Origin of the sequence: Paenibacillus sp. FSL H8-0537 (assembly GCF_038051995.1) — a bacterium.
In the GTDB taxonomy this organism is placed as follows: domain Bacteria; phylum Bacillota; class Bacilli; order Paenibacillales; family Paenibacillaceae; genus Pristimantibacillus.
The window spans coordinates 3,850,923-3,863,022 of sequence record NZ_CP150290.1 but is presented as its reverse complement, the minus strand read 5'-3'; the positions used below and the strand labels follow the sequence as shown (position 1 = coordinate 3,863,022).

11 protein-coding genes and 1 pseudogene are annotated in these 12,100 nt (G+C 44.2%); 10 read left to right on the top strand and 2 right to left on the bottom strand.

Features of this window, described 5'->3' with window-relative positions; genetic code table 11:
* Window positions 1-84: 84 nt before the first annotated feature.
* A pseudogene (locus MHB80_RS16205) lies at window positions 85-165 on the bottom strand (ArsR family transcriptional regulator); the annotation flags it as partial.
* Window positions 166-321: 156 nt separating this feature from the next.
* Between MHB80_RS16205 and MHB80_RS16200 the strand changes: the two are divergent.
* The 8 genes from MHB80_RS16200 to MHB80_RS16165 all read left to right on the top strand — a co-directional run bounded on the left by MHB80_RS16200 (window position 322) and on the right by MHB80_RS16165 (window position 9,938).
* A complete protein-coding gene (locus MHB80_RS16200; RefSeq protein ID WP_341277967.1) occupies window positions 322-735 on the top strand; it encodes a GNAT family N-acetyltransferase in 414 nt (137 codons plus the stop codon).
* Between the two features lie 484 nt (window positions 736-1,219).
* Window positions 1,220-2,281 carry an HD domain-containing phosphohydrolase gene (locus MHB80_RS16195; protein ID WP_341277966.1) on the top strand — a complete coding sequence of 354 codons (1,062 nt, stop codon included), beginning with the start codon at window positions 1,220-1,222 and terminating at the stop codon, window positions 2,279-2,281.
* Window positions 2,282-2,426: 145 nt separating this feature from the next.
* Window positions 2,427-2,930 carry a nucleoside deaminase gene (locus MHB80_RS16190; RefSeq protein ID WP_341277965.1) on the top strand — a complete coding sequence of 168 codons (504 nt, stop codon included), beginning with the start codon at window positions 2,427-2,429 and terminating at the stop codon, window positions 2,928-2,930.
* Window positions 2,931-3,068: 138 nt separating this feature from the next.
* Window positions 3,069-3,758 (top strand): response regulator transcription factor, encoded by a 690-nt coding sequence (locus tag MHB80_RS16185; RefSeq protein ID WP_341277964.1) that lies wholly within the window; start codon window positions 3,069-3,071, stop codon window positions 3,756-3,758.
* A gap of 254 nt (window positions 3,759-4,012) precedes the next feature.
* On the top strand, window positions 4,013-4,981 hold the full coding sequence (locus MHB80_RS16180) for an ETX/MTX2 family pore-forming toxin (protein ID WP_341277963.1): 969 nt from the start codon (window positions 4,013-4,015) through the stop codon (window positions 4,979-4,981).
* Between the two features lie 362 nt (window positions 4,982-5,343).
* Window positions 5,344-5,904 (top strand): GNAT family N-acetyltransferase, encoded by a 561-nt coding sequence (locus MHB80_RS16175; protein WP_341277962.1) that lies wholly within the window; start codon window positions 5,344-5,346, stop codon window positions 5,902-5,904.
* Window positions 5,905-5,998: 94 nt separating this feature from the next.
* Entirely contained in the window at window positions 5,999-9,127 is a 3,129-nt protein-coding gene (locus tag MHB80_RS16170; protein WP_341277961.1) for an ATP-binding protein, read from the top strand.
* Between the two features lie 40 nt (window positions 9,128-9,167).
* Window positions 9,168-9,938, top strand: a complete 771-nt coding sequence (locus MHB80_RS16165; RefSeq protein WP_341277960.1) for a uracil-DNA glycosylase family protein — start codon at window positions 9,168-9,170, stop codon at window positions 9,936-9,938.
* On the opposite strand, the gene MHB80_RS16160 is transcribed toward MHB80_RS16165, so the two are convergent.
* Window positions 9,935-10,708 carry a siderophore biosynthesis protein gene (locus tag MHB80_RS16160; protein ID WP_341277959.1) on the bottom strand — a complete coding sequence of 258 codons (774 nt, stop codon included), beginning with the start codon at window positions 10,706-10,708 and terminating at the stop codon, window positions 9,935-9,937. The genes MHB80_RS16165 and MHB80_RS16160 overlap by 4 nt on opposite strands.
* Window positions 10,709-10,965: 257 nt before the next feature.
* Here MHB80_RS16160 and MHB80_RS16155 point away from each other — a divergent pair, with 257 nt between their 5' ends.
* Both MHB80_RS16155 and MHB80_RS16150 read left to right on the top strand, forming a co-directional pair.
* Window positions 10,966-11,580: a metalloregulator ArsR/SmtB family transcription factor gene (locus MHB80_RS16155; RefSeq protein WP_341277958.1), complete on the top strand. Its 615-nt coding sequence runs from the start codon at window positions 10,966-10,968 to the stop codon at window positions 11,578-11,580.
* Window positions 11,581-11,680: 100 nt separating this feature from the next.
* Window positions 11,681-12,100, top strand: a complete 420-nt coding sequence (locus MHB80_RS16150) for a GNAT family N-acetyltransferase (RefSeq protein WP_341277957.1) — start codon at window positions 11,681-11,683, stop codon at window positions 12,098-12,100.

Sequence of the window (12,100 nt, the reverse complement as noted above, 5' to 3'; positions counted from 1 at the left end):
TATACACAATAGATAGGCACGTGAAAATGCCTTCTCTTTACTGATAAAGCTGATACCTGCTCCTATTTAATCAATGATTTGAGCCTCTTTTAATATTTTTAAATGATGTAATACTGAGGGGCGAGATAACTTGGTCTGCTCTGTAATTTCACCAACTCTCATGCCAGGCATTTGCGAGCCCTTCATTAGAATGTTTCAATGGTTTTAGGATAAGCTTATGCTGGTAGTATTAGCAGGAGAGTATTAAAAAACTTCTACGTTCTTTAGGTAAATTAACAGCTGTATAATAATGCAATTAAATAATGAAGAGGAGTAATTATTATGAGGATTATTGCTGCAACTGATTCGCACTACGAATATATTAGAAAACATGACCATCACATTTCAGAACACTTAATCTTACCGAAAATTAGGGGGAATGAGATATATATTCTGCAGAATGAAGAATATAGTATCGTTGGGTGGATGCGGCACAGCTATTTTTGGGATAACACACCTTTTATGAATATGATTTGGATCGATGATACATATCGAAGTAAAGGATTAGGTAAGAAAGCAATTCTTTTTTGGGAAGATGAAATGAAGAAGCTCGGTTTTAACTTAGTTATGACCTCCACTTTAGCTAATGAAGGGGCTCAGCATTTTTATAGAAAATTAGGTTATCGAGATTCAGGATGCTTATTACTTGAAGATGAGCCTTTGGAAATTATCCTTACTAAGAGCCTGAAGTTATAGCAGTAAAGCTCGACTACGCCAACGAGGAACTTAATATTTTCTATATGAGGACAGGATTTTAGCGGATTGTTACCGAGAAAAGCCTGTTTTTTTAGTTAGGGGGCGAAAAGGCGGTGAAAGGTGCCACTGAACGGGTTTTCAGACACGCCCTAACATCGCTCTACCTAAAATCCGGTGCAGCAGATTAAACTTTAGAAATGAGCAGGGAGTTGGATTGACGACGGCCCTAAAATAAATTTGCAATGAAGGCTTCCTCTGCGAGGTGCAGCTCTAATTTATATATTAGTTCTTAATGCCTATGAACAAATAAAGATATAGTTTTAAAGTCATGGTCTAACTGATGATTAATTCTAGAAATATGATTCTTATAGATCATTTTTTTGGAATTGCTAATGTATTCCAGATATATTTCCGAATATTTTTTTAACCAGTGTTCAGGAATCCATATTAGAGAATAGGTAATCCACTTAGGGAGGAACTATCATTGTTAGTTAAAGATTATGAACAATTAATCGGTAAAACACTAACGAAAAGCATCCGCGACACAAAGGGAACGCTTTTAATCAGAAAGGGAACTATTCTTCTAAAAAGTCACACCGAGAGACTTGCTAAATTTAAGATCAAAATCGGGGAAGTCAAAACTATCGATGCGAATGCTTCTGAGCTGAATCAGGAGGTTTCTGAGCATACACCTAAACAAAAGCCAACCATCCGAGAATCATATGAAAGGGCTAAGCAGCATTTTAACGATATGGATCAGTTCGTTCGCCAAAACGGGATTGTTCCTATCGATGAGCTTGAACGAGAAGTTCTTCCCTTTATAAAGGAAATAGCGAAGCGATATAATCTATTTCAGTTATTTTCCGAGCTTAAGGAACAGGACGATTACCGGTACAGGCAATGTATAGGAACGGCCGTTATTGCGACATCTTTAGGTAAGCGGCTTGGACTGAAAGAAAACGAATTGGATTTGCTAACGACTGCGGCGAGTCTTTACGATATTGGACTGGTCAAGCTGCCAACTGCAATCGTTTCCAAACAGTCAAGGTTAGACCCTCATGAATACGCGATTATAAAGCAGCATACCATTCTCGGACACGAGCTATTACTCCAATCGGGGGTTGAGCCTCGGGTTGCTCTGGTCGCCCTTCAGCATCATGAACGAGAGGACGGCAGCGGCTATCCAAGTGGTCTGAAGGGGAATGGACTGGATCATTTTAGCAAAATTGTAGGTTTGACAGATTTTTATATGGATATCATCTCAGAAAGACCTTATCGGGCTGCGCTGAAATTTTTTGAAGCCATCGAAGAAATTCATCAACAAATTATTTTAAATCGCTTTGATTCGGTCATTGGGCTGACGTTTCTGGATATGCTTCTCTCCACCCAAATCGGTTGTGAGGTTGTTTTATCAGACAATAGAAGAGGAACGATTCTACTAAACAACTATAATTACCCGACTCGACCATTTATAGCGCTTGAAAATAATCAGTTTATTGATCTTAGTAAGTTTGATGATATTAAAATAATTGAAATTGTCGGATAAGAGGACTGGCATATAACTTAAGCATTACGCAGGGGCCATGAAGGCCCCTTATTTTTTTGTTAATAGCCGACTATTCCAATCCTCGAAACTAATGCAAAATGGATGGTCTGTATATGTTAAAATAGATAGTATTTGAGCTCAATGAATGGTGATGGAACGCTACATAAAAGGAGAAATGAATATGAGTCAAGACGAGTTTTTTATGAGAGAAGCGATCAAGCTTTCTAAGCTTGCGGTTGAGCATGGAAACGAGCCTTTTGGAGCAATACTCGTTAAAGACGGGGAAATTGTTTTTACAAATGAAAATCAAATTTATTCGGCAACCGACCCAACTTTCCATGCAGAGGCAGGGCTGCTGCGGCGATTTTGCGAGGAAACCCACATTACGGATTTACATGAATACACCTTATATTCGAGCTGTGAGCCTTGTTATATGTGCAGCGGTGCGATGGTTTGGACAAATGTGGGGCGACTGGTATATAGCGCAAGCAACATGGAATTGTGCAGTATATTGGGCGAGCAGGGAAGTCCTTGCTCTCAAATCGTATTTGAAAATTCTCACCATAAGCCTGATATCACAGCTGGGATATTACGGGAGGAAAGTCTTAGTGTATTGGCTGCCTATTTTTCGCACAACACAAAGGGCTGAAAAATTCCAGTAAGCAGCGATTGGAAAATTTAGCATATTAGGGAGCAAGCTGCTGAGGCATCTGCTCCCTATTTGTTGAAGAGTACAACGATACCATCGCATCCGAAAGTAACATTGCTCCCCCAAGGAGGCCTAATCTTGCAAACGATCATGATTGTCGAAGACGAGCCGGCTATTTCCCGCGTTTTGGCGGCGTATATACGAAAGGCAGGCTTTGCGAGCATTATTTTTGACCGAGGGAAAGAAGCGCTGGAACAGCTGGCTGTGCTTCAGCCCGCGCTTATTTTGCTCGATGTCATGCTGCCGGAAATGGACGGCTGGGAGGTGCTTCGTGAGGTGCGAAGGAGCAGCGTCTGTCCAGTCATTATGCTTACAGCTAAAGGGGAGATTGCTGACCGTCTGGCAGGTCTGAACAGTGGAGCGGATGATTACATCACCAAGCCGTTCGAGCCGCAGGAGGTAGTAGCACGCATTCAAGCTGTGTTGCGGAGAGGCACGCATGCTTTAATTGCGGAAAATCAGATTCAGTACGGCAGCCTGAAAATCAATCTAAACGACAGAAGCGTTTACTTAAACGATATATGTCTATCAATAACGCCGAAGGACTTTACGCTGCTGCTTTTTTTGACGGAGCATCCTAATCAAATTTTTCATCGGGAGCAAATCATCGAGCAGGTATGGGGAACAGGCTACGACGGGAGCGACCGGGCAGTGGATCATGCCATTAAACGCTTGCGTCAGGCGCTGCTGCATTTGCCTCCGGATGAAGGAAAAATCCGCACCTTGCGGAGAACGGGGTACCAATTTTATACCAGACGAGAAGAGTAAGCGAGGGCTGCTGCTTTGCACGTCCAGTCATAAAATGTCGGGTTAAGCCAAGCAAATGTAATGTCTCTATTTTTTTGCCATTTTCCTGACACATTCTTCCATTATTCTGTAAGGGTTAGATTCTCTGAGTGATCTACTCCAAGATGTAGCTAAAGATAAGAAGTCAAAGAGCTGCGAGCATCCACGATTGCAAACGTTGAATAGATGACGAAGAGGATTCTTTATTAAATAGAGCGGAAGGTGGATGAAGGATTATGGCGGATGTAATTGAATATCAGGTAATTGTTTCTAAGGCGAGGACTTCGGATAATAAGCTGCTTGTTATTACAGCGGCTGAGAGTGGGGAAGGCATAACGATTTTGCCACAGGTGTACGGAAATGAACATCAATTGTGGGAAAAAAGAAAGGTGCGCGCTGGAGATGACAATGCCTACGCGCTCGTTAACAAAGCGACGGGAAAATGCATCGGAAGAAAGGACTCCACGCAGGGCTCAAAGATTTATCAGGCGCTCGTTACAGAAGCGGACGTCAACGGTCTCATGGTATGGCGTGACGACAATGTTGCCGGAACGCACAATGCGATTAACAGCTATGTGGATTGGGAGCAGAAGCTTAATATTCCTGGCGACGGCCCATTTAAAAGCGGCGACTCGCTTGTTACGTGGGAATGGTGCCACGGACAGATAAATGAATTATGGGTTTTCGTACCCGATCGCAAGAAGATTACAGTCAAGAAAATGGAATTTCAAATGGACAGCAAAATTGTGATCAATAGTGTGCCGATCGTAGCAGCCAAACAGCTTGTAACCAATCATTCGAATGTCCAGCAAACGCAGCAAGTTACATTGAAATTTTCCAAAAGCCAAACGTACAATTTCAAATGGGAGAGAGGGCTGAAGGTGTCGGAAACGCTTGAGTTTAAAGCAGGGCTGCCGCTTGTGGGCGATACGGGTGTGAAAATCTCGGTAGAGGGCTCACGCAGCTATTCGGAATCCAAGACACAAGACGAGTCCCAGGAGGTTTCGCTGCAGGTTCCAGTCGTTTTGCCAGCAGGTGCAACGATCGAGGTTTCCGCTATTTTATTGCAGGGCGTTATCGATGTGCCCTATACAGTGACTTTTGAAGTGGAATACCCGACTGGAAAAACAACCGAAACAGCTTCAGGCAAATATACCGGCGTGAATACGTTTACTGTTAATACCGAATATAAAACGATCGTATAGCTTATGTATTCCATGTCATCATAATTTAAAGTTGAACGATAGCAGGCAGAGGGAGGCGGTAGCTTCTTTTTGACTGCTATCGTTTTTTTTTGCTCCGTAAAGAAATGGGTAGTTCCTACATATAAATTAAGTTAAACTAACATTAAAAGAAAATAGAAAACTAAGCGAGCAGGAAATTAAAGAAATTAATGAGGAAATTGAACAGCAATTTGAGAAGCAGCTTGAAAAACAGGAGGAGAAGCAAGAGGATACGCCAGGCAATAAGGAGAAGTAATTTATTCGTTGAGCGTCTTATGTTATATTAAACTCCTATTCAATGTATAGGACTATAACTCGAAAAATTCCTACTAACGAGGTGCACAATGGCAAGTTTAAAAATATTAAATCCGTCCGTTAACGACGACATATATGCTTTTCAAGCAGGTCCCGAGGATGAGGTGGCGGTACGTGAGTTGATTATGGAAACAGCTCGCTGGCTTAACGGCATGGGCTCAACGCAGTGGGGCGGCCTGCTTCAAGGAGAGGATAGCCATAATCTTGCAGGGGCGATAGCGCGTGGCGAGGTTTTTGCATTTCGCAAAGCAGGGGGAGAGGAGCTAGCGGGGTCTGTTATTTTGCAGCAGCAGCCTAGCGATTGGGATCGGAAGCTTTGGGGCGAAGTGGAAGCAGGCAAGGGAAGCGCGATCTTTTTGCACCGGTTAGTCGTTAATCGTCAGTTTTCCGGCAAAGGACTTGGCAGCGATATGATGGCTTGGGTTGAACGGGGTATTCAGTATTCCGGCAAAGACCGGATTAAGCTGGATTGTATTGCAAACAATGAAAAGCTTAACCGTTTCTACAAGCAATGTGGTTATACGTACAAAGGCGAAGCGAGTGGCTGGAGCATTTATGAAAAGCTGCTTCCAGATGTAAGAGTTCATTGAACAACGGCTGTTTATGAATAGGTCAAAAGTAATTCTAATGCAGGCAGACTAATGAGAAGGAAATTAGCAAATTCTGTCGAATACCTGTGAAATTATGCTAACTAAACGAAAAATAGTTCTCGTCACTGGTCTGTTCCTCTGTCTGCTCATATCGATCCGTTTAATTTGGATTTATATGACCATCCCTCCTGATCATCCTGCTATCGTGCAAGGGCAATTGGATTTGCGCGGGTATAGTCTGGCAGACTCGGAGGCCATCAGGCTGGATGGCGAATGGGAATTTTATGCTCATCAATTACGAACGCGCGGCCCAGAAAATGCGGAAGCAGCCAAAGGGCAGGCGTTCATTCAGGTGCCTGGAAACTGGAATACGGTGTTATCCCCGCAGGCGGATTCAGCGTATGGTTACGGAACGTATCGTCTGCGTATATTCATCGATTCAGTTAAAAGCCAAACGTACGGCATCCGCTTGAAGAACATTCCGTCGGCTTCCTCCGTGTATGTGGACGGAGAGCTTGTGGCTCAAGCAGGACAGCCAGCACCAGAGGAGGAAAGCTACACAGCACGCAACGTGCCTTATTCGGCGTCTTTCATATCCGATAAGCCAGTTATCGAGCTTGTTATTCAGGTAGCCAACTATGATTCATCGAGCTCCGGCGGCATACTTGGCTTCATTTCCTTTGGGACGGAGAAAGCAGTAAGCAAGGAAACGGCAGTTGGCCTCCATTTGCAAATGATGGTCGTCATTATTTTTTTACTACATACTGTGTATGCTTTTATTTTGTATTTTATTGGCTTGCGGCAGCGGGGGTTGCTGTTTTTCGCCGGCGCTATGACCTTCTCTGCACTTTGGCTCCTAGTATCGGACGATATGCTGCTGATGGTCTGGCTGCCAATGAACGATGATTGGAGCTTAAAGATCCAGTTTCTTTCCTATATGGGTGCTGCAATATTTATGCTTGAATTTACGAAGCGCTTATTAACCGAATACCGGAAAAAGCGAATTTTTCGCTGGTATACATCGCTCGGCATGTTGTTGGCGGTATATGTGCTGCTTGCGCCAGCCTCTTATGTATTAGCGGTAGCTGGCTTGCTCGGTATTTATGTTTTTCTTCCCTTCCTCGTCAATCCGGTCATCACCTTGCGAACCGCGATGAGAAGCGATAAGGATGCGATTGCGCTGCTGCTCGGTGTGGCTGCGATGTCGAACAATATCATTTGGAGCGTTGCAAAGGATGCAATTGGCGTAGAAAGCTCCTACTACCCTGTCGATCTGGTCGTCTCCTTTCTCGGGTTCGTATCGTATTGGTTTAAGCAATACATTCATACCTTCGCCCAGTCGAAGCAGTTTTCCGAGGAGCTGCAGCAGGCGGACAAGCAAAAGGATGATTTTTTGGCGAACACGTCCCATGAGCTGCGAAATCCGCTGCATGGCATGCTGAATATGACGCAAATTGTGCTGGATAGAGACAAGCAGGCGCTCAGTGATCAAAGCGTGAAGCAATTGGAGCTTATTTTAACGGTTGGCCGCCGGATGTCATTTATGTTGAATGATCTGATAGATTTGACCCAACTGAAAGAACAGCGTATTCGGCTGAATCGAGGCAGCGAGCAAGTACAGAGCGTCGCTGCTGGCGTAATCGACATGCTCCATTATATGGTGGAAGGAAAGCCTATTCGGCTGACCAATACGATTCCACCCGCATTCCCCCATGTCCTCGCTGATGAAAACCGTCTCATTCAAATTTTGTTTAACCTGCTGCACAACGCAATTAAATTTACTAGCGAGGGAAATATTGCTATCCATGGCGTCCACCAGGGCGGAATGGCCTGCATAAGCATAGCTGATACAGGCATGGGAATGGATGAGGAGACGCAGCGCACGATTTTTGAACCGTATGAGCAGGGAGATTCGGGCATGGCCGCTGCACCTGGCGGCGGAATTGGGCTTGGACTTAGTATTTGCAAGCATTTGGTCGAGCTGCATGGCGGAACGCTTGAGGTCCGTTCGCAGCCGGGGCAAGGCTCCGTGTTTACTTTTACGCTGCCGCTGGCAGAAATGGGTGCCGCTTCAGAAGCGAGTAACGAACATGACCATGATCATAAGCTTCTGCCGTCCGTTCCGTCTGCGGAAATGCTCGTTGCCGCGGCCAATGTCACAAGCACAGCCTATCTAGGGGAGCAATCAATAGAGCACACTGGCGATAGGCATCTACCTCTACCATCCCAAGCGAAAGATCGTCCAGCTATATTAGTGGTAGATGATGACACGGTTAATTTGCAGGTGCTCGAAAATATGCTTGGCGTGCGAGATTTTGACATTGTGTCGCTCACAAGCGGCAAGGAAGCACTAGCTCTGCTGGATTCGAGAAAGTGGGATTTGGTTATTACTGATATTATGATGCCTCATATGTCGGGATATGAGCTCACGCGCCTTATTCGCGAGCGTTATGCTCTCTCGGAGCTGCCGATTCTTCAGCTAACCGCACGCAATCGGGCGGAGGATATTGCCGCAGGCTTCCTGTCGGGAGCGAATGATTATGTGACGAAGCCGTCGAATGCGCTAGAGCTGAAATCGCGCGTGCTCGCTTTGATCCATGTGAATCGATCGATGAATGAGCGGCTTCGTATGGAAGCGGCCTGGCTGCAGGCGCAAATCCAGCCCCATTTTTTACTTAATTCGTTGAATGCGATTGCGGCTCTGAGTGTCATTGATTTGGACAAAATGCATGTGCTGCTTTGGGAGTTCAGCAACTACTTGCGGTCGAGCTTTGATTTTAGAAATTCAGAGCAGCTCATTCCTCTGGAGCGGGAGCTGGATTTTGTCCGTTCCTATTTATATATTGAGCAGCAGCGCTTCGGCAATAAATTGCAGCTTCATTGGCAGGTGGAGGCCAGTCTAAAAAGTATGCTTCCGCCGTTGACGATCCAGCCATTAGTCGAAAATGCGGTGAGGCATGGCGTGATGAAGCGTGCTGCGGGCGGAAGTATTTCAGTGCAAGTGTCCGAACGCGATGATCAGGTGGAGGTTGCGATTATAGACGACGGTGTCGGCATGGATGCGGCGGTATTGGATAAGCTATTGGATAGAAGTGCCAGCGAGCGGCAGGGAATTGGATTGCTAAACGTGGATCGGCGATTAAAGCAAATGTATGGACAAGGCTTGTTTATTCAAAGTGTATCAGGCCAAGGCACAACGGTGTCTTTTAAAGTGAGGAATTAAGCAGGAGGGTTACAGAGGAAGGGAGAGGGGAGGTAAGCCATTGTCTTTATCCACTGAATATTTGCATTATGAGCCGTTTATAAAATCGCTGCCGCTTAAGTCCCGATATGAGCCTGCTGATTTACTTGTTCCGGACTTTCTTATCGATCGTGAGGGGGAGGTTGAAATGTTTTACGCCCCGCATAACGAATACCGGAACAACTCGGCGAGCCTTTTAATTGTCGGTATTACGCCCGGCTGGACCCAGATGGAACTGGCCTACCGAACGGCAAAGCTCGCATTGGAGCAAAATAAATCGGCGGACGAGGTGTGCAAAGCAGCCAAAATCGCCGCCAGATTTTCCGGTGCGATGCGCCGCAACCTGATGCAAATGCTGGATAGCCTGAAGCTGCCAGAGTATTTTGGGCTTCCAGACAGCGAGGCTCTCTTTGCTGAAAATAATCCGCTCTTGCATACGACTTCGCTGCTCAAATATCCGGTATTTGTAGCTGGAAAAAATTACACGGGGCATAAGCCCCCACTTGCTAGCCATGCTTTTCTGCATACCTATGCGCTGAAATTTATTAAGGCTGAGCTGAAGCTGCTGCATAAGCCGCTCATCATTCCTTTAGGCAAAACGGTGGAAACGATGCTCAAAGAGCTTGTTGACAGCAAGGTACTGGGGGATACGCTAGAGGAAAAGCGCTGCTTATGGGGATTTCCCCATCCTTCCGGGGCTAACGGTCACCGCCACAAGCAGTTCGCTGATGCGAGAGATCAGATGGAGGCGAAGGTCGCCGCTTTTACCGCTGAAAGAGAGGGACAAGCTTAGGTGTATTCAAAGCAAATGACAGCCTTGCGCAGCTCTTTATCATAAAACAAAAATACATTATCTGCGCCATAAGCCTGAAAATAATAGCCGGTTATTGAGCCGATATAATCAAAGACCTCTCCGTTTGCTTTTTTAGGAACATGAAGGAGATTGGTGTTTTCGAATCTGCGCAGCTCTTCTACGGTTTCATTATACTTTTGTAAATACCCTTGGGCTTCATCGGACATAAATGCGATATCATCCCATATTCCATTAATCTCGGGATAGCTTAGTCCCCAACCATCCGCTTGCTTTTTGTTAAAATCCGCTAGCAGTTCCTCAGCAGAGGAGAATTCTTCGCTAAGTCGGGAATAGGGGTAAACTTTCTGATTGTTTTGGTAAAATTGCTTTCGGATCTGATAATCCAGCTCATTTTGCGCATAGGCAGCCTTCAAGTCCTCATCGATTTCTGAGTCTGCTGAATGCTCCTGCTGATGCAAGGTGAAGTAATTCCAGTCTGCCTCAAATTTGTATTTGCCATCTATGACATCAAACCCCAGCATATCTTCTTTCGTAAAAAGGGTATGGTAGCTTTGCGTGCTGTCACCCACACAGCCCTCATAAATTTCCTTGGCTGATACGACATGCAGCCATTCATCAAGCTCAGGATCGATGCATTTCAAATGAATGGAGCAAATGGGCAAAAAGTGCTTGCGATGATTTTCAATATCGTCATAAAAAACATCCTCATACGTGGGAAACGGCTTAATAAAGGCTTCAGGAATGTTCATCCGGCAGCATACCTCCAACTTATTCATTAGATTTTATTTCATTATAAAGTGGAAAGTGGGAACTCCTTTTATATTAAACGAACAGAGCTGAAATCAAAACAGGCTGTTCAAAAGATTCGCAAAAATTTCCTCTTTGGTTGACTTTGATAAGCTAATTAAGATAATATCTAATTAGATATTTATTAAATTAGATAACAGCGAAATTAGACATAAGTTTAATGACATGCATCAGTTATTCGATCAGGAGGTGAAAAACAATGCAATTGGACAAAGTGGTCGCTTACCATAAAGCGCTTGCCGATCCAACAAGGATCAAAATTTTAATTTTGCTGTCAGAAGGAGAACTTAATGGCCAGGTTTTAGCCGAAAAGCTAGGCGTCTCCCCGGCTACGATAACCCATCATGCAGCAAAGCTGCGTGAAGCAAGCTTGATTAATGAGCGAAGAGAGAAAAACACGATCTTCTTTACTTTAAATGATTACTTTATCAAAAACAGTGCCACAGCGGCTGCCGAGCTGATTTATAAAAACACAAACACAAAAACAAAAGGAGGTACAGATATTTTGGAGGATGACAAAAACAAGCGGCTTCAGCTTTCTGTTGTTAAAAACTTTTTTACGCTAGACAATAAATTGAAGCACATCCCCGCACAGCTCAAGAAAAAGCTAATTGTCTTGGAGCACCTGGTATCAGAGCTAGAGACAGGCCGAAAATACAGCGAAAAAGAAATCAATGCGTTCATTAAAAGCTATCACGAGGATTTCGCCACCATACGCAGAGAATTTATCATGCACCAATTCATGTTCAGGGAAAACGAAATTTACGAACTGAATCCGCCTGAAATGTGGGCGAAATGGGAGAATCTAGCGTGAGATTATGCTCCATTTTAAGCTAAGGAAGGTGTAGAAGCTGATTCACTTAAAGTTAGTAACTGATCCTCTATCGACAGAGAGTATAAAAATTCAAAAGACGATGATGAATTCACAGCCTGAGTTTAATCTCTTAGTCATTGGTAAGCGTTCTCAAACAATCGAAGATATTAGGGAGGAAAATAAGAAAAATCTCGAACATGGCGAAAAAATGTTTCACTTGATTGAAAATAACGCATGTGTTGGAATGATTACGTATCTCCCGCAAAATCCGAATGATCTTCATCCGTGGATTGGACTGCTTATTATTCATAAGGAGCATGAAAGGGCAGGAATTGGAACGCTAGCATTGAAATTATTAGATGACGAATTGGCAGCACAACGTATAGACAAAGTCAGACTTTGTGTTCAGCATGGCAACCATAAAGGAGCTTCATTTTGGCAAAAGAATGGCTTTCATAAAATTAGCGATGGGCTGGATAATTATAATAATCAAATTGATATCTACGAAAAAAAGAAATGA

Bases quoted from the DNA above. Each gene is read 5' to 3' on its own strand.
- MHB80_RS16200 (WP_341277967.1), top strand. From the start codon at position 322: ATGAGGATTATTGCTGCAACTGATTCGCACTACGAATATATTAGAAAA.
- MHB80_RS16190 (WP_341277965.1), top strand. From the start codon at position 2,427: ATGGTGATGGAACGCTACATAAAAGGAGAAATGAATATGAGTCAAGAC.
- MHB80_RS16180 (WP_341277963.1), top strand. From the start codon at position 4,013: ATGGCGGATGTAATTGAATATCAGGTAATTGTTTCTAAGGCGAGGACT.
- MHB80_RS16175 (WP_341277962.1), top strand. From the start codon at position 5,344: ATGGCAAGTTTAAAAATATTAAATCCGTCCGTTAACGACGACATATAT.
- MHB80_RS16170 (WP_341277961.1), top strand. From the start codon at position 5,999: ATGCTAACTAAACGAAAAATAGTTCTCGTCACTGGTCTGTTCCTCTGT.
- MHB80_RS16160 (WP_341277959.1), bottom strand. From the start codon at position 10,708: ATGAACATTCCTGAAGCCTTTATTAAGCCGTTTCCCACGTATGAGGAT.
- MHB80_RS16155 (WP_341277958.1), top strand. From the start codon at position 10,966: ATGCAATTGGACAAAGTGGTCGCTTACCATAAAGCGCTTGCCGATCCA.
- MHB80_RS16150 (WP_341277957.1), top strand. From the start codon at position 11,681: ATGATGAATTCACAGCCTGAGTTTAATCTCTTAGTCATTGGTAAGCGT.